The following is a 19,689-nucleotide window of genomic DNA, read 5'->3' as shown; positions in this document are numbered from 1 at the left end:
GTGTCGCCAGGGCCGGCTCCCCTCCCCGGGCGCGGGGAGGGGAGCCCCTCGGGGCGTGCGAGCTCACGCCACGCGCAGCTCGGCCCACACGGTCTTGCCGTCCCCGCGCGGGCTGACCCACCAGCGCTCGGCCAGCACGTCCACGATGTGCATGCCGCGGCCGCTGAGCGCCTCGTCCCCCGCGCCGCGCGGCAGCGGGTGGGACGTCGAGCTGTCGTCCACCCCCAGGCACAGCCGTGCCGCGAGCGGGTCGTGCCGCACCGTCAGGGCGGTGCCTCGCCCGGTGTGCAGCACGGCGTTGGTGACGAGCTCGGAGACCACCAGTTCGGCCTCGTCGGCGATCCGCACCAGCCCCCACGCGTCGAGGGTGAGGCGCAGGTGGTCCCGGGCGGTGGCGACGGCGCGCGGATCCGCGGGCAGGCGCACCCGGGACTCGCGGCTGCCGGGGGCGGGGCCGGCGTAGTCGGCCACCAGCAGCGCGGCGTCGTCCGTGAGGGTGCCGGCGGCGGGCGCCAGCAGCAGCTCGGCCAGCTCGGCGGCGGGTGCGCCGGCGTGCTGCAGCAGCACCCGCTCGAGGGTCGCCACGCCGTCGTCGCTGCGCCCGCGGGGCCAGTCCACGACGCCGTCGGTGTGCAGCAGCAGCCGGCTGCGCCCGGTGAGCCGGTGCCGCGCGGCCGGGTAGGTGGCGTCGGCGGTGACGCCCAGCGGCGGGCCCGGGTCGACCTCCAGCGCCCGCGGGGGGCCGGGGGCGAAGAGGACGGGGGCGGGGTGCCCGGCGCTGGCGACGTCCACCTCGCCGGTGTCGGTGTCCAGGCGCAGCAGGCAGCACGTGGCGAACAGCTCGGTGCCGGCGGCCAGCAGCAGCTTGTTGGTGCGCTCCAGCACGGCGGAGGGTTCGTGCCCCTCGCTGACGTAGGCGCGCACGGCGGTGCGCACCTGCCCCATCAGGGCCGCGGCGGCGGTGCTGTGGCCCTGCACGTCGCCCATGACGAGGACGAGGGCGCTGGCGGTGCGCACGGCGTCGTAGAAGTCCCCGCCCACCTCGGCGCCGTCGGTGCCCGGCAGGTAGCGCGGCGTGAGGGTCACCGCGTCGTCCTGGGGCAGCGTGGCGGGCAGCAGACCGGTCTGCAGGGCCCGGGCGGTCTCGGCGTCCCGGCGGGCCCGTGCGAGCACCTCGTGGTCCTCGGCCTGGCGGCGGGCGCGGCGCTCGCGGTCGAAGATCGACACCACGAGGTCGGCCAGGTCGGCGAGGTCGGCGCGCTGGGCGTCGGTCAGCTCCCGCGGTTCGGGACCGAAGACGCACAGCGTGCCCAGGGCCAGGCCGTCGGGGGTGAGCAGCGGGGAGGCGGCGTAGGCGCGCACGCCCCCCAGGCGCCCGTCGACCCACGGGTTGGCGGCGAAGCGCACGTCGCGGCGGGCGTCGCGGGCGTGCACGAGGCCGCCGAAGCCGATGGAGTAGGCGCACATGGAGTCCTCGCGCGCGCACTCGGAGCGTTCGAAGCCCTCGGCGGCGAGCTGGCGCTGCAGGTGCTCGTCGATGATGTTGACGACGGCGTTGGGCAGGCCGGTGACGCGGGTGGCGAGCCGCACCACGGCCTGCAGCTCGTGCGGGGGCTCGGCGGTGACGTCGACGTAATCGCGCAGGGCCGCCAGCCGTGCGGCTTCCTCGACGTCGGTGGCCGCCCCGGTGGACCTGCCGGAGAGGCTGGGGTACACAACGGCAGGTTACTCGATGACTACTATCCGTTGTTCCTGTTCGCCGTGCTCCGGACGGGTGGTCAGTGACCGCTCCCGGGGTGGCGCCGCCGTGCCCCGCCGGGCATGGCGTTCCACGCCCGGCTCACCACACCGCGCGGCACCACGTCGAGCACCATGGAGACCGCCCGCCAGCGCCGCGTCGGCACGCTGACGGCCTTGCCGGCGAACAGGTCGTCCAGCGCCTCGTCCACCACGTCGTCGACCTCCAGCCAGACGCGCTGCGTCAGCGCCGAGCGCCCGCCCGAGCGCATGCCCGAGCGCGCGTGGAACTCGGTGCGCACGTACCCGGGAGCCACGACCGTGGCGCGCACCCCCGTGCCTCGCAGCTCGCCGGCCAGGGTCTCGGTGAGCACGATGACGTACGCCTTGGCGGCCGAGTAGTGCCCGCCGCCCGGCACCATCCCGGCCACCGACCCCACGTTCAGCACGTACCCGCGGCCCCGCGGCACCATCGCCCCCGTCGCGGCGCGCGAGAGCACCAGCACCGCCCGGCACAGCACGTCGAACATCCGCTCGTGGTCGGCCGGGTCGCCGTCGAACAGGCGCTGCTTGAGCCCGAAACCGGCGTTGTTGACCAGCACGTCCACCGGCCGCGCCGGGTCGGCCACGCGCTCGGCGACCCGCTGCAGCGCGGCGCGGTCGGCCAGGTCGGCGGCCAGCACCTCCACCGCCACCCCGTGCCGCTCGCGCAGCTCGGCCGCGCGCGACTCCAGGCGCCCGGCGTCGCGGGCCACCAGGACCAGGTCGTGCCCCCGCCCGGCCAGGCGCTCGGCGAAGCCGGCCCCCAGGCCCGCGGTCGCCCCGGTCACCAGGGCGGTGGGGCGCGCCCCGGAGGGCGTGCCGGGGGGTGTGCTGGGGGAGGCGGCGGGTGTGCTCACGGCGGGCGAGCCTACGCGGGCAGCGCGGCGACGCTGCGCCAGCGCCGCTGCGCCAGCAGCGCGACGAGGGCGGCGGTGAGCACCGCGCCGGCCGCCGTCGCCAGCGACAGCTGGGCGGTGCGGTGCTCCAACACCGCACCGGCGACCGCGTTGCCGATCGCCGCGCCCGCCGTGATCGCCGTGGACAGCCACGCCTGCGCCTCACCCATGCGGTGCACCGGCACCAGGTCGTCGACGAGGTGCTGCGCGGCGATGAGGTTGGGCGAGATGAACAGGCCGGTGACGAACAGGGTGGCCAGCAGCAGGGGCAGGGGCACCCCGCTGCCGGCGCTCGCCGCCAGCGCCACCAGCAGCGCGCCGAACCCGGCCATGGTCGCCACCAGGCGTGCCCGGTCCGCGCTGCGCCAGGAGCGGCCGCCGTACAGCAGGCCGCCCACCGCGCTGCCGCCGGCGATCGCGGCGAACAGCACGCCGAGCTGGTCGGCGGAGCCGAAGCGCTGCTCGGCCATGCCCGCCATCGACACGTCGAGCAACCCGAACCCGATGCTCATCGCGGCCATCACGGTCAGCACCGCCGGGATCCCCGCCGCGCGCAGCACGCCCAGGCCGGCGCCCGCCCCGACGGAGGCCTCGGCGCGGGCCGCGGGCGGCAGGCGCCGGCGCGGGCCCTCGCAGCGGCAGTAGGCGAGCGTCCCCCCGGCGAGCATGAGGGCGGTGACCACCAGCGGGACCACCGGCGGCCCGACGGCGAGCAGCAGCGTCAGCAGCAGGGGCCCGGCCACGAAGATCGTCTCCACGGCCACGGCGTCCAGGGCGTAGCCGCGCCGGCGCAGCCGCTCGTCGGGCACCACGGCGCGCCAGGTGGTGCGCATCGCCGGGCTCAGCGGCGGGAACGTCAGGCCCGCCCCGAGGGCCAGGAGCACCAGGACGGCCGCCGGGACCGCGGGCACGGCGATCGCCGCGGTCAGGGCCAGCAGCAGCGCCGCGCACGTGGTCGCCGTCGGCAGCAGCACCCGCGCCTGCCCGTGCCGGTCCAGGCCGCGCCCCCACCAGGGGGTGCCCACGGCGAGCCCCACGGCGAAGACGCCGGTCACCAGCCCCGCGAGGTCCCAGGCGTCGCGCTGGTCCCGCACGAGCAGCACCAGCCCCAGCGGGAGCGTCGCGATGGGCACGCGGGCCACCACGGACGCCGAGAAGGGAGCTGCCACCCGCGGATCGCGCAGCAGCGCGACGTAGCCCGCCATATCACCGTTCCAGTCCGCTCGGCCGGGGTCCACGCGCCCGGTGCCGGCGACCCCGCCGGCCCACGCAGCCTGCCACAGCCGCGCGGCCGCGCCCGGACCGGTTCAGGCGGCGCTGATGCGCGCGCAGCCGCCCCCGGCCGAGCGCGCCGCCGCCAGCGCCGCACCGGCCTGCCGCACCGCCTCGGCGGCCGTGCCGGCGCGCGCGGGAGCCAGGCTCGCGCCGACGCTGACGACCACGCCGGTGCCGGGGTCCGTGGGCGCCCAGCGCTCCGCGGAGTGCAGCAGCGCGTCGGCGGCGCGCTCCGCCGTCACCTCGGCGACGGCGGTGCGCAGGCCCGTCAGCAGGACCGCGTGCAGGCCGGGCGCCAGCGCCAGCCAGCGGTCCGCGGCGCGCAGGGCAGCGCGCATCCGTCGCTCCACGACCGTGCCGCACGGGGCGCCGGGGTGGGCGGTGACCTCCACCAGCAGCAGCGCGGTGCCCGTGCCCAGGCGGTGGTCGGCGTCCAGGGCGTGCTCCAGGGCGTGCTCCAGCGATCGCTGCGGTGCCGTGGCCGCGCCGGTGCGGGCGGGCGGCGGGAGCAGGGTGCTGGTCGGGGTCACCGAGGCTGCATCGGCCGGGCGGGGGGCCGCCTTGAGGACCCGGCCGCTGCCCCGCCCGTTCGTCCGACATCGTCGAACGGCCGTCGTTGACGCCCCCGGGGGCGGCTCCTAACGTCCCCGACCGCGGCGCTCGAGCCGTTCGTCGACTCAACGAGGAGTTCTCCATGGCCCAGACCAGATCGGCGGCCAGCGCGCCGCCCACCGTGCACCGCCGGCCCACCCTCGCGGGCGAGCTGCTGGCCGAGTTCGCGGGCACCGCGATCCTCATCCTCTTCGGGGTCGGGGTCGTCGCCCAGGTCGTCGCCGGTCAGAACGGCGGTGACGACTCGATCCACTGGGCGTGGGGCCTGGGCGTCACCTTCGGCGTCTACGTCGCCGGCCGCACCTCCGGCGCCCACCTGAACCCGGCCGTCACCGTGGCACTGGCGGTCTTCAAGGGGTTCTCCTGGCGCAAGGTGCTGCCCTACAGCGCGGCGCAGTTCCTCGGCGCCTTCACCGCCGCGCTGGTGGTCCGCTGGACCTACGCCGACGCCATCGCGACCGTGGACCCCGGCACCACCTACGACACCCAGGGCATCTTCTCTACCCTGCCCGGCGAGGGCGTCAGCATCGGCACCGCCTTCCTGGACCAGGTCGTCGGCACCGCCATCCTCGTCTTCCTGATCTTCGCGGTCACCGAGCTGCGCGCCACCCCGCCCGCGGCCAACCTGGCGCCGTTCATCATCGGCCTGATCGTCGTGGGCATCGGCATGGCGTGGGGCAGCAACGCCGGTTACGCCATCAACCCCGCCCGCGACTTCGGCCCCCGGGTGGCGTCCCTGCTCACCGGCTACTCCACCGCCATGCGCGAGCCGGGTGGCGAGTTCTACTTCTGGGTGCCGATCGTCGCCCCGCTCGCCGGGGGAGTCCTGGGCGGCGCGCTGTACCGCGTCCTGGTGGAGCGCCACCTGCCCGACCAGGAGGACGAGGAGCAGCCCACCGGCCGCGTCCCGGCCCAGGACGACTGACCCCGCGCCCGCGGGACACACCCCGAACCCCCTGCAGAGAGGCAGCACGAACATGGCGAACGGCAACGGCCCCCGGTACGTCGCAGCGGTCGACCAGGGCACCACGTCCACCCGTTTCATGGTCTTCGACCACAGCGGCAACGAGGTGGCCAAGTACCAGCTCGAGCACACCCAGATCATGCCGAAGCCCGGCTGGGTGGAGCACGACCCCGTCGAGATCTGGGAGCGCACCCGTTCGGTCATCCAGAGCGGGCTCCGCCAGGCGAACCTGTGCGCGGAGGACCTCGCCGCCCTCGGCATCACCAACCAGCGCGAGACCGCCGTGGTGTGGAACCGCCGCACCGGCCGGCCGTACTACAACGCGATCGTCTGGCAGGACACCCGCACCGATCGCCTGGCCTCCGCCCTGGACCGCGACGAGCGCGGGCAGAAGATCCGCCGGAAGACCGGCCTGCCGCCGGCGACGTACTTCTCCGGCGGCAAGGTGCAGTGGATCCTGGAGAACGTCCCCGGGGTGCGCGAGGCCGCCGAGCGCGGTGATGCCGTGTTCGGCAACACCGACTCGTGGCTGATCTGGCACCTGACCGGCGGTGTCCGCGGCGGTGTCCACGTCACCGACGTCACCAACGCCAGCCGCACCATGCTGATGGACCTGGAGACGCTGGACTGGGACGACGAGCTTCTGGAGATCTTCGGGATCCCGCGCTCGATGCTGCCGGAGATCAAGCCCTCCTCGTTCACCGCCGGGTACGGCAGGACCCAGGCCGACGGCCCGCTGGGCGGGGAGGTCCCGCTCACCGGGATCCTCGGCGACCAGCAGTCCGCCATGGTCGGGCAAGTGTGCTTCGAGCCCGGCATGGCGAAGAACACCTACGGCACCGGGAACTTCATGCTGCTGAACACCGGTACCGAGCTGGTGCGCTCCAAGGCGGGCCTGCTGACGACGGTCTGCTACCAGTTCAACGACGAGGAACCGGTGTACGCGCTGGAGGGCTCCATCGCCGTCACCGGATCGGCCGTGCAGTGGCTGCGCGACCAGCTCGGCATCATCTCCGGAGCCGCGGAGTCCGAGAGCCTGGCCCGCCAGGTGTCCGACTCCGGCGGCTGCTACTTCGTGCCGGCGTTCTCCGGTCTGTTCGCCCCGTACTGGCGTTCCGACGCGCGCGGCGCGATCGTCGGGCTGTCGCGCTACAACACGAACGCGCACATCGCCCGCGCCACCCTGGAATCGATCTGCTACCAGAGCCGCGACGTCACCGAGGCGATGTGCGAGGACTCCGGCGTGGCCGTGGAGGTCCTGAAGGTGGACGGCGGCATCACCGCCAACCAGCTGTGCATGCAGCTGCAGGCCGACGTCCTCGGCGTGCCGGTGTCCAAGCCCGTCGTCGCCGAGACGACCGCCCTGGGCGCTGCCTACGCCGCCGGCCTGGCCGTCGGGTTCTGGAAGGACACCGAGGAGCTGAAGGCGAACTGGAACGAGGGTGCCCGCTGGGAGCCCACGTGGACCGACGAGCAGCGCGCGGACGGCTACCGGGGCTGGAAGAAGGCCGTGCAGCGCACGCTGGACTGGGTGGACGTCGACTGACGCCCGCCGGGACGTGACCGCGCGCGGGCGGGGGCCCTCCCCGTCCGCGCGCACCCCGCGCCCACCGCGCGGGTGGCGGCGCCACGCCGCAGGATGGACGAGACGCTCGATCTGGAGGACACGACGTGGAGACCAAACCGCTGTCGCCGCAGGCGCGGCAGGACGCGCTGCGCGAGATGGCCGAGGGCGAGCTGGACGTGCTCGTCGTCGGCGGGGGCGTGGTGGGCACCGGCGCCGCCCTCGACGCGGTGACCCGGGGCCTGCGCACCGGCCTGGTGGAGGCGCGGGACTGGGCCAGCGGCACCTCGAGCCGCTCCAGCAAGCTCATCCACGGCGGCCTGCGCTACCTGGAGATGCTGGACTTCACCCTCGTGCACGAGGCGCTGCGCGAGCGCGGGCTGCTGCGCAACAAGCTCGCCCCGCACCTGGTGAGGCCGGTGCCGTTCCTGTACCCGCTGACCAAGCGGTTCGCCGAGCGCCCCTACGTGGGTTCCGGCGTGGCCCTGTACGACGGCATGGCGCTGTCCAGCGGCAACAACCAGGGTTTCCCGCTGCACCGCCACCTGACCCGCAAGGGCGTGCAGAAGGAGGCGCCCGGCATCCGCCGCGACGCCATGGTCGGCGCCATCCAGTACTACGACGGGCAGGTCGACGACGCCCGCCACACCATGACGATCGCCCGCACCGCCGCGACCTACGGAGCGCTGTGCGCCAACCGCACCCGCGTGAAGGGGTTCCTGCGCGAGGGCGAGCGCGTCGTCGGTGCCGTCCTGGTGGACCTGGAGTCCGGCGAGGAGATCCGGGTTCGCGCCAAGCAGGTCATCAACGCCACCGGCGTGTGGACCGACGAGACGCAGGAGCTGGTGGGCGCGCGCGGGCAGTTCAAGGTGCGCGCCTCCAAGGGCATCCACCTCGTCGTGCCGCGCGACCGCATCCAGTCCAGGACGGGGATGATCCTGCGCACCGAGAAGAGCGTGCTGTTCATCATCCCGTGGGGGCGGCACTGGATCATCGGCACCACCGACACCGACTGGGACCTCGACAAGGCCCACCCTGCCGCGACCAGCGCCGACATCGACTACGTGCTCTCGCACGCCAACGGGGTCTTGAAGTCCCCGTTGACGCGCGCGGACGTGGAGGGCGTGTACGCGGGGCTGCGCCCGCTGCTCAGCGGCGAGTCGGAGTCCACCAGCAAGCTCTCCCGCGAGCACGTCGTCGGCCACCCCGTGCCCGGCCTCGTCGTCGTCGCCGGCGGCAAGTACACGACCTACCGCGTCATGGCGAAGGACGCGGTGGACGTCGCGGTGGACGGCCTGGACGGCAAGGTGCCGCCCTCCACCACCGAGAACGTGCCGCTCGTGGGCGCCGAGGGCTACCACGCGCTGTGGAACCAGCGCCACCAGCTGGCCGCGCGCGCCGGCATCCACGTCGACCACGTCGAGCACCTGCTCAACCGCTACGGCTCGGCCGTGGACGAGGTGCTGGCGCTGATCGCGCAGGACCCCGCGCTGGGGGAGGTGCTGCCGCACGCCGACGACTACCTGAAGGCCGAGGTCGTCTACGCCGCCACGCACGAGGGCGCCCGTCACCTCGACGACGTCCTGGCCCGCCGCACCCGCATCTCCATCGAGACGTACGACCGCGGCACCGAGAGCGCCGAGCTCGTCGCGCAGCTGGTCGGCGACGCGCTCGGCTGGGACGAGGAGCGCCGCGCCACCGAGGTGCGGACCTACCTGGAGCGGGTGGCCGCCGAGCGCGCCTCCCAGGAGGAGCCCGACGACGCGGCCGCCGACGCGGCGCGCCTGCGCGCCCCGGAGATCGTCCCGGTCTGAGGCGCGCCGATCCCCGTCACGGGGCGCGGCGGTGCGCCGGAGCGCTGCGCGGGGTGGGCGATCCCGCCGACCGCCCCGCCGCGCCCGACGCCGCCTCCAGCGCCGCGTAGAAGGGGCGCAGGGCGTCGGCGACCGCCTCGCCACCGGGCCCCAGGGCCACGGCGTCGAGGTCGTCGGCGACGGTGCGCCCCGGGAGGCGGCGCGCGGGGACCAGTTCGGGCGGCTCGGCGGCGAGCAGGTGGAAGGCGGCCGGGTCCGCGTCGAGGTCGTCGGCGGCCGGGGAGGTGCCGGAGGCGGCGTCCTCCACCCTGCGCAGCAGCGCCGCCGGCGCGGCCCCGCGCAGCGCCAGCAGTGCGACGGGCTCGGCGTCCAGGTGCCCGGCCAGGGCGTGCGCGAGCGCGGCGGCGTGCTCGCACGGCCCGTCGCCGTCGTCGGGGCAGCTGCAGTCGGAGGTGACCTCCCCGGGCGCCGGGAGGAGGTCCACGCCGACCTCGGCGAGCAGGTCGGCCAGCACCGGTGGCACGTCCCCGCCGGCCAGCGGCGCGATGAGCAGCGGGTTCTCCACGAGGACCGCGACGAGGGCCTCCACCTCGGCGGGGCCGTAGCGGCGCACCCCCACCTCCACCAGGTACGGGCGGGGCCGTTCGCCCTGGACGCGGGCGGTGACGGCCCCGGCGCGCAGGCGCAGCTCGCCCACCGCGCCCGGCGCGACGGCACCGCGCCCGTCGCGCCAGCCGGCACCGGCCGCGGCGAGGGCGTCCAGCAGCCGCCGCGACCAGCGGGCGCGGGCGGGCCGGGGAGCGCGGGAGGCCCGGGTGCCGCGGAGGGCGCGGGGTCCGCGGGGGTCGGGGGGAGGGGCCACGGTTCAGTCCCCGACCGCGTCGGCGCCCAGGCGCAGCAGGTCGTGCAGCGCCTCGTCGTCCAGCTCGGTGATCCAGCGCTCGCCACCGCCGACGACCGAGCCGGCCAGCGCGCGCTTGCGGGCGATGACCTCGTCCACCTTCTCCTCCACGGTCCCGGTGCTGACGAGGGTGCGCACCTGCACCGCGCGCCGCTGCCCGATGCGGTGCGCGCGGTCGGTGGCCTGGTCCTCCACCGCGGGGTTCCACCAGCGGTCCAGGTGCACGACGTGGTTGGCGGCGGTCAGGTTCAGCCCCGTCCCGGCCGCGCGCAGCGACAGCAGCAGCACCGGTGGACCGTCGTCGCGGGCGAACTCGGCGACGACGGCGTCGCGGCGGGCGCGGGTCAGCCCCCCGTGCAGGAACGGCACGCGCCGCCCGGTGCGCTCGGACAGGTGCGGGGCCAGCAGGTGACCGAACTCGGCGAACCGGGTGAAGCACAGCACCTTCTCGCCCTCGGCGAGGGCGGTGCCCACGACGTCGTCGAGGACGGCGAGCTTGCCCGAGCGGTGCCGGCCGCGGTGCAGGACGCCGGAGCCGTCGCCGAGGTAGTGCGCGGGGTGGTTGCACACCTGCGCCAGCCGGGTGAGGGCCGCCAGCACCAGCCCGCGCCGGCCCTGGTCGTCGGCGTCGGCCAGGCGCGCGAGCACCCGGTCCAGCACCGCCCGGTACAGCGCCGCCTGCTCGGGCGTGAGGTTCGCGCGCACCGTCATCTCGAGGCGCTCGGGCAGGTCGGGGGCGACGGCCGGGTCGGTCTTGACGCGGCGCAGCACGAACGGGCGCGTCACCAGCGCCAGCCGCTGCGCCGGCGCGGTGTGGCCGAGCTTCTCCACGGGCACGGCGAACGTGTCGCGGAAGCTCGCGGCGCTGCCCAGCAGGCCCGGGTTGACGGCGTCCAGCACGGCGCGCAGGTCCTCCAGCCGGTTCTCCACCGGGGTCCCGGTCAGGGCGACCCGGTGCTCGGCGGGCACGGCCCGCACGGCGCGCGCGGAGCGGGTGGCGACGTTCTTGACGTGCTGCGCCTCGTCGAGGGCGAGGCGGCGCCAGTGCACGGCGGCGAGGTCGGCGGCGTCGCGCACGAGCAGCCCGTAGGTGGTGACGACGAGGTCGTGCGCCGCGGCCGCGCGGGCCAGGTCCTCCCCGCGTGGCCGCCCGGGGCCGTGGTGGACGTGCACGCGCAGCGCGGGCGTGAACCGGGCGGCCTCGGCGGCCCAGTTGCCGACCAGGCTCGTCGGGCACACCAGCAGGGTCGGGCCCGGCGGCGGGGAGCCCTCGCCGGTTCCGGTGCGCTCGTGCAGCTCCAGCGCCAGCAGCTGCAGCGTCTTGCCCAGGCCCATGTCGTCGGCCAGGACCGCGCCCAGCCCCAGGCGCGCCATGGCCGCCAGCCACGTCACGCCGCGCCGCTGGTAGGGCCGCAGCGCCGCCGCGAGCCCGGGCGGGTCCGGCAGCTCCTCGAGGTGGGCCTCGGCCCGGCCGGAGAGCACCTCGCCCAGCGCGCCTCGCGCGTGCACGCCGGTGACGGGGGCGGGCAGGTCGCGCGCCGAGCCGAGCCCGGTGAGCAGGTCCAGGACGGTGGTGCGGCCGTTGCCGCGCCGGCGCAGGAACTGCGCGCTGCGCCGCAGCGCCTCGCGGTCCACCTGCACCCACTCGCCGCGGAAGCGCACCAGAGGCTCGCGGGAGGCGGCGAGCGCGCGCAGCTCCGCCTCGGTGACGGGTTCGTCGCCGAGCGCGGCGCGCCACTCGAAGGCGACGAGGTCCGCCTGCCGCAGCCGCGGGTTCGTCACCACCCCGGGCTGGGCGGAGCCGGCGTGCAGGGACAGGCCCACCGCGCGCCGGGTCCAGTGCCGCGGCAGCTGCAGGGCGATCCCGGCGGCGGTCAGCCGCGGGCCACCGACCTCGACGAGGTCCAGCAGGTCCTCGGCGCCGATCCCGACGTCGCCGTCGCCGGCGCCGGCGAGCAGCCGCTTCAGCGGCGGGTGCACGGCGGCCGCCTGCGCCGTGCGGGCCATCAGCAGCAGCACCGGGTCCTCACCGGTTCCGGGACCGCCCGCGGCGCCGGTCTCGGCGCGCACCTGCTCCAGCGTCAGGGCGAGGCTGGGTTCGTCGACGGGGCGCAGCCGCGCGTGCAGCCGCCACGGCGCGTCCTCGCCGGGCGCCGGTTCGAGGACCCGCAGCACGAGGTCGTAGCCGGACTCGTCGGCGCTGCGGTGCCAGTCGCGCACCCGGTGCGCCAGTGCCCGAGGCTGCGCGCCGTCGGGCACGGGGTCACCGGTGGCCAGGGCGCGCAGCCAGGCGGCGGGCGCAGGGGCGAGGCCGTCGAGGTCGGGGCGCACGTGGGAGGTGCGGCGGCTGACGAGCAGGTCGGCGACCGCGGCGCACACCTCGTCGACGAGTGCGGCGGCCGTCGGGACCGGCGTGCGCGGTGGGCGGGCCTCGGCGCGCAGGACGGCGGGCGCCAGCTCGGCCAGCGCGGTGCGCCAGCGCTGGTAGCGCTTGTCGGGCAGCGGGACCCACCGGGCGATCGCCTCGCCGCCCACCTCGCCCAGCGCGGGCACGACCGAGCCGGCGTCCACCGCGGCGCGGGCGCCGCGGGCCACGTGCGCCAGCCAGCGCAGCCCGTCGCCGGCGACGCCCGCCGCCGGTCCCGGGCCGGCGTCCAGCACCTCGGTGAGCACGTCCACGGCCGCGTCGCCGCGCAGCTCCACGACGGGCACGGCGACGGTGCGCAGCCGCAGGTCCGCCCGGGGGCGGGCGCTCGCGGCGGCGGGGCGGCCGGCGGGGGTGCAGGGCAGGTCCACGTCCAGCGACCGGACGGCGGGCCGGGCCAGCGCGGCGGCCAGGTGCACCGCCCGGGGCGCGCCGGAGGCCAGGGCGGCGAGGTCGGCGGGACGTGCCGCGCCGACCGGGCGGCGCGGTGCCTCCACCCACAGCGCCAGCGTGCCGGCACGCGTCCAGGTGCCGTGCACGCGCAGGCGGACGGGCGGCGCGGGGGAGCGGTCGGGCACGGCGAGGAGGCTAGGGGGCGCCGACGACACGGGGGCGACACCGCGGGTCCGGCTGCGGCTGCCCGGCGTCAGCAAGCGCTTTCCGATCGGGGGCGCCGGTGCTTGGATGGTTCGGTGACCGCTCCACCGCCGGACCGGGCCCTCGACGGGGACCGTCCGCTGCGCTCGGCCCTGCGACTGCTGGGCACCCACCGCCGCCGGGTGGCCGGTGCCGTCGCCTTCATGGTCGTGAAGGAGACGCCGCTGTGGCTGATGCCGGTCATCACCGGCCGGGTGATCGACGTCCTCGTGGCCGGCGGTCCCGTGCACCGGCTGTGGCTGTGGACGGCCGTGGCGGTCGTGGCCCTGGTCCAGAACTACCCCTGCATGGTGCAGTACACCAAGCGCTACATGGGGGCGGTGCGCACGATCGGCGCGGACCTGCGCAACGCCCTGGCGGACCGGCTGCAGAACCTCTCCATCGGTTTCCACACCCGCGTGAGCTCCTCGATCGTGCAGACGAAGGTCGTGCGCGACGTGGAGAACGTCGAGCTGATGTTCCAGCAGATCGCCCACCCGCTGCTCTCGGCGACGATGGTGGTGCTCGGCGCCGTGGCGATGACCGCGGTGACGGTCCCGCAGTTCCTGCCGTTCTACGCCCTGACGATCCCCCTGGCGGCCCTGCTGCGGTACGCCCTGGGCCGCCGCTCCCGCCAGCGCAACGAGGAGCTGCGCCGCGAGGTCGAGCGGTTCTCCGCCCGGGTGGGCGAGATGGCCACGCTCATGCCGATCACCCGTGCGCACGCCCTGGAGCGCACCGCCGCCGAGCGGGTCGCCGCCGGGGCCCGCGAGGTGCAGGAGGCGGGTCTGCGGCTGGACGTGCTCAACGGGCGCTTCAGCGCGCTGTCGTGGGTGAGCCTGCAGCTGCTGGGGGTGCTGTGCCTGGTGCTCGCCGCGTTCGCCTCCCTGACCGGCGCGCTGGAGATCACCCCCGGCCAGGTGGTGCAGCTGTCGTCGTACTTCACCCTGCTGACCGGTGCGGTGACGAACCTGCTGATGCTGCTGCCGGCCGGTGCGCGCGGCCTGGAGTCGATCCGCTCGATCGCGGAGGTCCTGGCCGAACCGGACCTGGAGGAGAACGAGGGCAAGCGCACCGTGCCGGCCGTGCGCGGCGAGCTGGCGCTGCGGGACGTGCGCTACCGCTACCCGGACGCCGCCGAGGACGCCCTGGACGGCGTCACCCTCGACGTGCGGCCGGGGGAGACGGTGGCGTTCGTGGGTTCCTCCGGCTCCGGCAAGTCCACGCTGCTGAACCTGGTGCTGGGGTTCGTGCGGCCCACGGGCGGGCGGTTCCTCGTCGACGGCGTGGACGCGGCCACCCTGGACCTGCGCAGCGTGCGCCGGCACGTGTCGGTGGTGCCGCAGGAGTCGGTGCTGTTCGAGGGCTCCGTCCGCGACAACGTCACGTACGGCCTGCGGGACGTCGGCGACGAACGGGTCCGCCGCGCCCTCGCCGACGCCAACGCCGCGGGCTTCGTGGACGCGCTGCCCCGGGGGTGGGACACCGTCGTCGGGGAGCGCGGTGCCCGGCTGTCCGGCGGGCAGCGCCAGCGGCTCGCCATCGCCCGCGCCCTCGTGCGCGACCCGCAGGTCCTGCTGCTGGACGAGGCCACCTCGGCGCTGGACGCGGAGTCGGAGGTGGCGGTGCAGCAGGCCCTGGCGCGCCTGATGCGCGGGCGGACCACGCTCGTCGTCGCGCACCGGCTCTCCACCGTGCGCGCCGCCGACCGCATCGTCGTCCTCGACCGGGGCCGCGTCGTCGAGGCCGGCACCCACGGGGAGCTGCTCGCCACCAGCGGCCGCTACGCCGAGCTGCAGCAGGCGCAGCGGTCGTGACCGGACCGACCGAACCACCGACCGGATCCCTGGAGGACGAACCCGTGGAGCACCTCGTGCAGGACACCGACCCCCGGGCCCCCGCCCACCTCACGGTGGACGACCTGGTCCGCCCGCTGAGCGCGGGTCCCTCGCCCCGGTTCGGCTGGCTGCCGCAGCACCCCGGCGGTGACCAGGTGCAGACCGCGTACCAGCTGCGCCTGCTGGACGCGGTGACCGGGCGGCTGGTGGCCGACACCGGCCGGGTCGACTCGCCGGAGTTCCAGCAGGTGCGCTGCCCCGTCCCGGACCTGCCGACCGGCGAGGCGTTCACCTGGACGGTGCGCACCTGGGACCGCGACGGCGCCGTCTCCCCGTACGCGCCCGAGGAGGGTTTCGACACCGCCCTGACCGACCGCGACTGGTCCGGGGCGCAGTGGGTCCGGCGGGTGCCCGCGCCGCCGGCGACGGGATCGGGCACCACGTCCCTGGACGCGTACGACGACTACACCCTGGCCCGGCTCGAGGTGGACGTCCCGGCCTCGCCCGTGGTGCGGGCGCGGGTGCACGTCGCGGCGAGCAAGCAGTACGAGCTGCACCTGGACGGCGCCGTCGTCGCCCGAGGCCACGCGTTCGGCTACCCCTCGGAGGGGTACTCCCAGACCACCGACGTCACCGCGCACGTGCGCGCCGGCACCCGCCTGGCGATCGGGGTGGTCCACCACTACTGGGTGGGCACCTGCCAGGGGAACCCCCCGGGTCCGGACGGGCACCCGTCGGGGTTCCTGCTGAAGCTCGTCGCCGACCACGCCGACGGCAGCCGCACCACCGTCGTCAGCGACGGGACCTGGCGCGTGGCGCGCGCCCCGCAGTGGTGCGCCCCCGAGGTCGACGACGTCCCCGGCAGCCCGCGCCGCTACACCGAGCGCTACCGCAACGACGACGCCGGCGACTACTGGGAGGAGTACGACGCCCGCGCCGAACCGGACGGGTGGGACCGGCCCGGTTGCGACGGCCGGGGCGCGAACTGGGAGGAACCCGTCGTCGTGGGCGAGCACCCGCTGCCGCCGCGCGCCGACGGGGCGCCGGAGTTCACCCGGCTGCACGCCCAGGAGACCCGGCTGGAACGCACCGAGCGCGAGGCGGTGTCGCTGACCCGCCTGCCGGACGGCTCGCTCGTCGCGGACCTCGGGCAGGTCGTCTCGGCCGTGCCCGTGCTGCGGTTCCGCCGCGGCGTCGCCGGCCGGCGGGTGCGGGTGCTGACCGGCTACACCCTCGACCCCGACGGGCGGGTGGCCACCGACCGCACCTCCACGCAGGGCAGCCGCACGTGGTTCGACCTCGTGCAGCGCGACGGTGAGCAGGAGGTGCGGCCCTTCACGTACTGGGGTTTCCGCTACGTGCAGCTGCCCGCCGAGGCGGTCGCGGGGGAGGAGCCGACCTCCGCCGACGTGCGCGCGGTCGTGCAGCACACCGAGGCCCCGCACCCGGCGGGGTTCTCCAGCTCCGAGCCGGTGCTGGACGAGGTGTTCGAGCTGATGCGGCACTCCGCACTGGTGTGCGCCCAGGAGCAGTTCCTGGACACCCCCACGCGCGAGAAGGGCCAGTTCACCGCCGACGCGATCAACATCTCGGCCGCCACCACGGCCGCGTGCGGGGAACGCGCGCTGACCCGGCAGGCGATCCGCGAGATCGTCGCCTCCCAGGCGCGGTACTGGTACGAGGGGGAGTTCCGCGGGCGCGTGAACGCCGTCTACCCCAACGGCGACGGCCCGCGCGACATCCCCGACTTCACCGAGATGGTCCCCGGGTGGGTGTGGCAGCACCACGTCGAGACCGGGGACCTCGAGCTGCCCGAGCAGGTGTACCCGGCGCTGGTGGAGATCGGCGAGTACGTGCAGCGCGCCACCGACCCGGCCACCGGGCTGGTCACGGCGCTGCCCGGGGGCGGTTCGCGCGGCCGGGAGAACGCCGTGTACCGGCAGGGCATCGTGGACTGGCCCGCCGCCGTGCGGTACGGCTACGACTGGGACGGCACGCTCGACGGGGTGCGCACGCCCGTGAACGCGTGGGCGGTCGACGCGCACGCGTCGCTGGCGCGGCTGGCGCGGGCGCTGGGCCGGCCGGCGCAGGAGGTGGCCCGGCACGAGGGGCGCGCCTCCGCGCTGGTGCGCGCGGTCAACGCCCGGCTGCGCCGCCCGGACGGCGTCTACGTGGACGGCCTGGCCCCCGACGGCACCCCGTCCGCGCACGCGGGGCAGATCTCCAGCTCCCTGCCGCTGGCGTTCGGGTTCGTGCCGGTGGCGGACGTCGCCGCGGTCGCCGACCACGTGCAGTCCCTGGGGATGAACCAGGGTCCGATGACGGCGCACCGGCTGCTGCAGGGCCTCGCCGCCGCGGGGCGCACCGACGCCGTGCTGCACCTGCTCACCGACCCGGACGCCGACGGCTGGGCGAACGTCCTGGCCCGCGGCGGCACCTGCTGCTGGGAGCAGTGGAACCCCGTGGACGACCAGAGCTACTCGCACGGCTGGGGTGCGCAGGCGGTCGTGGACGTGCTGGAGGTGCTGCTGGGTGTGCGCGTCGCCGCCCCCGGTGCCGCGCTCGTGGAGGTGCGTCCCCCGGTGTGCTCGCTGCGCAGCGCGGCCGGCACCCGCTGGACGCAGCGCGGACCGGTCGAGGTGCGCTGGTCGCGCGAGGAGGGCACCGGCACCGAGCTGGAGGTGCGAGTCCCGGTGGGGGTCCAGGCCCGCGTCAGCGTCCCGGCCGACTCGCGCGGTGCGCGCGGCGAGGGCCGCCCGCGCCTGCTCGAGGAGGGCGCCGGCCGCGTGACCTACCTCGTGGGCAGCGGGAGTAGCACGTTCGGCCGGGGTGTCTGAGGCGCCTCACGCCTCCTGGCGCGGGGATCCGGGGCGGGGGAGGTGCGGCGCGGTCTCGTCGAGGGCCTGCTGCACCCCCTCGGCCACCCGCAGCGCCAGCGCGCCGCCCGCGGCGGTGAGCACCGCGCCGGCCACCTGCCCCGCGGCCCCCAGCGCCTCGACGCCGCCCACGAACGGCACCACGGCCGCCGCGGCGGCGGCGGCCCGCAGCAGGACGCGACGCGAACGGGGGTGCGCGGTGAGCGCCGGCGGGGCCAGCGCCGGCAGCACCAGCAGCAGGGCGCCCAGCACGGCCGCGGCGGCGAGGAGCGTCCCGGGCGCGCTCACGGCGCCGGCGAGTGCCGTGGCCGCGTAGGCCGCCCCCCAGGTGGTGGGCAGCAGGCTCGGACCGCGCCGCGCACCGCCGCACCCGTCGTCCACGACCCCTCCCGGCTGCGAGGAGAACCCCGGGCGGTGCCCGGCGTCAAGGGCCCCGCACCCCCGGTTGCCGTGCCGGGCACGGTCCACCGGTCACCGTCGCGGCGCACCGACCGCACGGCGGGCAGGGCCTCCAGGACCGCGTGGTCCACCGGCGGCAGGGGGCGGAAGGTGAGGCTGTGCCCGGCGCCGTCGTCAGCGCCGGCGGCGGTGAGCTCGTCCGGGGTGCCCGTGGCGCGCACCCGCCCCTGGGCGAGGAGGGCGACGCGGTCGCACAGGTGCGCCACCTCGTCCACCTGGTGGCTGACCAGCACCACGGTGGTCCCGCCGCGGTTGACCTCGCGCACCAGCTGCCACACCCCGCGCCTGGCCGCGGGGTCCAGCCCGGCGGTCAGCTCGTCGAGGACGACCACCTCGGGCCGGCCCAGCAGGGCGAGCGCGACGGAGACGCGCTGCTGCTGACCGCCGGACAGCGCGCCGAACGCGGTGCGCTCCGCACCCGCCAGCCGCACCCGCTCCAGCACCTCCCGCCAGTCGGCCGGGTGCGCGTGGAAGGACGCGTACGGCGCGGCACCTCCCCCACCCGCAGCCGCGGCTGCACCCGGCGGCCTGCAGCTGGGCGCCGATCCGCTGCACCACCGCGGCGCGCTCGCGCACCGGGTCCAGGCCGAGGACGCGCACGCTGCCGCGGTCGGGTCTGCGCAGTCCCAGCAGGCACTCCACCGTCGTGCTCTTGCCCGCCCCGTTGGGACCGAGGACCCTGAACACCTCCCCCTCCTCCACGGAGAGGTCGACGTCGTCCACCGCCACCCTCGAGCCGTACTCCTCGTGCAGCCCCTGCACCTGGACCACCGGCACCGTTCCCACCTGCGTCGTCTCTGCGAACCCGCTGACGCCTCCGGGCCGGCGATCGGCCGGGCGTCACGGAGCGCTCGACGGGTGGGGGTGCCGGCCGCCGGGGTGAACCGGGGATCAGCCGTCCGGTGGACCCCGGGGCGCGCGGCCGGCGGCGCCGGCCTCACGCTCCGGCGGGCGCAGCCCCGTCGCGCACCACCCGGTAGCGGCACACCAGCACGCCGGTGGGTGCCGTCGTCGCGGACAGCAGCTCCAGCGGCCGGGCGTGGCCGTCGCCGGGGAAGACGCTCTTGCCGCCGCCGAGCAGGACCGGCTCCAGCGCGAGCTGGTACTCGTCGACGAGGTCGTGCTGCGCCAGCTGGGTGGCCAGGGAGGCGCTGCCCATGACCTGGAGCACGCCGCCCGCGCCGGCGCCGCCGTCCTCGCGCAGCGCGCGCACCGCGCCGATCGCGTCGTCGGCCGGCAGCAGCGCCGAGCCGCGCCACGTCAGGTCGGCGGCGGTGAGGGTGCGCGAGGCGACGTGCTTGGGGATCGCGTTGATCCGGTCGGTGAAGGCGTCGCCGTCGCCGGCCCGCTCGGGCCAGGCGGCGGCCATCGCCTGCCAGGTGCGGCGGCCGAACAGCAGCGCCTCCGTCTCGCCCATGAGGGCGTCGATCGCCCCGCCCAGCACTTCGGGGTCGAAGTACGGCATCGACCAGCCGCCGTGGGCGAAACCGCCCTCGGTGTCCTCCTCGGGCCCGCCGGGGGCCTGCACGACGCCGTCCAGGCTCGTGAACTCGCTGACGACGATCCTCACCGCTCTGCCTCCTCCTGTTCGTGCGCGTCCTGCCGGGGGTGACCGGCACGGCCCGGGGAACTCATCGGCGAGCCGGCGCG

14 protein-coding genes and 1 pseudogene are annotated in these 19,689 nt (G+C 76.3%); 5 read left to right on the top strand and 10 right to left on the bottom strand.

Annotation, left to right across the window (positions count from 1 at the left end; all coding sequences use genetic code 11):
• Positions 1–63: 63 nt before the first annotated feature.
• The 4 genes from ACRYR8_RS05755 to ACRYR8_RS05740 form a co-directional block, all read right to left on the bottom strand.
• Entirely contained in the window at positions 64–1,716 is a 1,653-nt protein-coding gene (locus ACRYR8_RS05755) for an ATP-binding SpoIIE family protein phosphatase (RefSeq protein WP_432483121.1), read from the bottom strand.
• Positions 1,717–1,778: 62 nt separating this feature from the next.
• Entirely contained in the window at positions 1,779–2,636 is an 858-nt protein-coding gene (locus tag ACRYR8_RS05750) for an SDR family NAD(P)-dependent oxidoreductase (protein WP_432483120.1), read from the bottom strand.
• Between the two features lie 11 nt (positions 2,637–2,647).
• Positions 2,648–3,808 (bottom strand): MFS transporter, encoded by a 1,161-nt coding sequence (locus ACRYR8_RS05745; RefSeq protein ID WP_432483119.1) that lies wholly within the window; start codon positions 3,806–3,808, stop codon positions 2,648–2,650.
• A 174-nt stretch (positions 3,809–3,982) separates the two neighbouring features.
• Positions 3,983–4,480: a hypothetical protein gene (locus tag ACRYR8_RS05740; RefSeq protein ID WP_432483118.1), complete on the bottom strand. Its 498-nt coding sequence runs from the start codon at positions 4,478–4,480 to the stop codon at positions 3,983–3,985.
• 164 nt (positions 4,481–4,644) lie between these two features.
• Between ACRYR8_RS05740 and ACRYR8_RS05735 the strand changes: the two genes are divergently transcribed.
• The 3 genes from ACRYR8_RS05735 to ACRYR8_RS05725 all read left to right on the top strand — a co-directional run bounded on the left by ACRYR8_RS05735 (position 4,645) and on the right by ACRYR8_RS05725 (position 8,904).
• Positions 4,645–5,487, top strand: a complete 843-nt coding sequence (locus tag ACRYR8_RS05735; protein WP_432483117.1) for an MIP/aquaporin family protein — start codon at positions 4,645–4,647, stop codon at positions 5,485–5,487.
• 52 nt (positions 5,488–5,539) lie between these two features.
• On the top strand, positions 5,540–7,072 hold the full coding sequence (gene glpK, locus ACRYR8_RS05730; protein ID WP_432483116.1) for a glycerol kinase GlpK: 1,533 nt from the start codon (positions 5,540–5,542) through the stop codon (positions 7,070–7,072).
• Between the two features lie 125 nt (positions 7,073–7,197).
• On the top strand, positions 7,198–8,904 hold the full coding sequence (locus tag ACRYR8_RS05725; RefSeq protein ID WP_432483115.1) for a glycerol-3-phosphate dehydrogenase/oxidase: 1,707 nt from the start codon (positions 7,198–7,200) through the stop codon (positions 8,902–8,904).
• 16 nt (positions 8,905–8,920) lie between these two features.
• Here the strand turns inward: ACRYR8_RS05725 and ACRYR8_RS05720 are convergent, their stop codons facing one another.
• Together ACRYR8_RS05720 and ACRYR8_RS05715 are read right to left on the bottom strand one after the other, a co-directional pair.
• A complete protein-coding gene (locus tag ACRYR8_RS05720; protein ID WP_432483114.1) occupies positions 8,921–9,766 on the bottom strand; it encodes an SWIM zinc finger family protein in 846 nt (281 codons plus the stop codon).
• A 3-nt stretch (positions 9,767–9,769) separates the two neighbouring features.
• On the bottom strand, positions 9,770–12,808 hold the full coding sequence (locus tag ACRYR8_RS05715; protein WP_432483113.1) for an SNF2-related protein: 3,039 nt from the start codon (positions 12,806–12,808) through the stop codon (positions 9,770–9,772).
• A 114-nt stretch (positions 12,809–12,922) separates the two neighbouring features.
• Here ACRYR8_RS05715 and ACRYR8_RS05710 point away from each other — a divergent pair, with 114 nt between their 5' ends.
• Positions 12,923–14,683: an ABC transporter ATP-binding protein gene (locus tag ACRYR8_RS05710; protein ID WP_432483112.1), complete on the top strand. Its 1,761-nt coding sequence runs from the start codon at positions 12,923–12,925 to the stop codon at positions 14,681–14,683.
• Positions 14,680–17,541: a family 78 glycoside hydrolase catalytic domain gene (locus ACRYR8_RS05705; protein ID WP_432483111.1), complete on the top strand. Its 2,862-nt coding sequence runs from the start codon at positions 14,680–14,682 to the stop codon at positions 17,539–17,541. The genes ACRYR8_RS05710 and ACRYR8_RS05705 overlap by 4 nt, the downstream gene beginning before the upstream one ends.
• 6 nt (positions 17,542–17,547) lie before the next feature.
• Here ACRYR8_RS05705 and ACRYR8_RS05700 read toward each other — a convergent pair whose 3' ends face one another.
• The 4 genes and pseudogenes from ACRYR8_RS05700 to ACRYR8_RS05685 all read right to left on the bottom strand — a co-directional run bounded on the left by ACRYR8_RS05700 (position 17,548) and on the right by ACRYR8_RS05685 (position 19,609).
• Positions 17,548–17,868 carry a hypothetical protein gene (locus ACRYR8_RS05700; RefSeq protein ID WP_432483110.1) on the bottom strand — a complete coding sequence of 107 codons (321 nt, stop codon included), beginning with the start codon at positions 17,866–17,868 and terminating at the stop codon, positions 17,548–17,550.
• Positions 17,865–18,482: an AAA family ATPase gene (locus ACRYR8_RS05695; protein ID WP_432483109.1), complete on the bottom strand. Its 618-nt coding sequence runs from the start codon at positions 18,480–18,482 to the stop codon at positions 17,865–17,867. The genes ACRYR8_RS05700 and ACRYR8_RS05695 overlap by 4 nt, the downstream gene beginning before the upstream one ends.
• A 154-nt stretch (positions 18,483–18,636) precedes the next feature.
• Positions 18,637–18,726 (bottom strand): annotated as a pseudogene (locus ACRYR8_RS05690) (ATP-binding cassette domain-containing protein); the annotation flags it as partial.
• Positions 18,727–18,976: 250 nt separating this feature from the next.
• Complete coding sequence (locus ACRYR8_RS05685) at positions 18,977–19,609, bottom strand: dihydrofolate reductase family protein (RefSeq protein ID WP_432483108.1); 633 nt, start codon at positions 19,607–19,609, stop codon at positions 18,977–18,979.
• Between the last annotated feature and the right edge of the window lie 80 nt (positions 19,610–19,689).

Origin of the sequence: Kineococcus esterisolvens, assembly GCF_050871405.1 — a bacterium.
Taxonomy (GTDB): domain Bacteria; phylum Actinomycetota; class Actinomycetes; order Actinomycetales; family Kineococcaceae; genus Kineococcus.
The sequence above is the reverse complement of the archived record's forward strand: the minus strand, read 5'-3'. Positions and strand labels throughout refer to the sequence as shown.